The organism is Marinobacter sp. C7, assembly GCF_022343555.1.
GTDB lineage: Bacteria > Pseudomonadota > Gammaproteobacteria > Pseudomonadales > Oleiphilaceae > Marinobacter.
The window spans coordinates 1-741 of the sequence record NZ_JAKQZH010000023.1 but is presented as its reverse complement, the minus strand read 5'-3'; the positions used below and the strand labels follow the sequence as shown (position 1 = coordinate 741).

Here is a 741-nt window from a genome sequence, read left to right as displayed (position 1 = left end):
TCCCGATGTTACGAAAAACAGTTACCGGTGGAATTGTTGCTCTTATTGCGACTGCCACTCTCATGAATTCTGTCTCTTCTGCTGAAGAGGTATCCGGAGATGTCTCAGCAGTAGATCTCGCATTTGCAGAATTCGAACGTAAAACTGCAGAGGACGTGGCCAATGGAGTGCCAGAGGCTATAGCTAATGCAGAAAAAATTTCCAATTTCACTCCGAGCGAACTAGAGGGCTTCAAGAGTCTTTTAGCTAGTGATGCAGTGCTGAGGTCGGTCTCTGGAGAAGAAATTCTCCCAGATAATGTTGAAGTGGTTCAGACGGACAACGTAGGCGACGAAGATCCAAATGTCATTTCTCCAGCAGCCTGGCAGGGTTCTGATTATATTGAGGGGTGTTTAACGAATACTCTCTACGGAATTGAAGTCCTAAAGGTTTGTACTGGTGGAACCTACTACTCCAATGTAGGAATCGCTACTTCTGTCAGCAATCCTCGCAGTTACGTAAAGTATAACAGTGCTCCAGGATTGGCAGTGACGACAAGCAATCCACGTGGAGGTATAGAGGGTGGTCTTGCGGCCTTCTATGGTGATGTTAACCTTGTTGCTTTTCCAAATATTCCATGGGTGGGACCAATTAGTTCTTCTGCAGGAACTCACCGCGTTGTCGCTAGATCATTTCCGAATTCAGTGGTGCTTAACGTCTACTACTAATCGTTTTTTAGTTTGAAACACTGTTGTTAACCTT

Annotated in this window: 1 protein-coding gene; it reads left to right on the top strand. The window is 45.2% G+C overall.

Annotation, left to right across the window (positions count from 1 at the left end):
• Positions 1 to 707 (top strand): hypothetical protein (locus tag MD273_RS18490; RefSeq protein WP_239039250.1); only part of this gene is annotated, 707 nt, incomplete at its 5' end.
• Positions 708 to 741 lie beyond the last annotated feature (34 nt).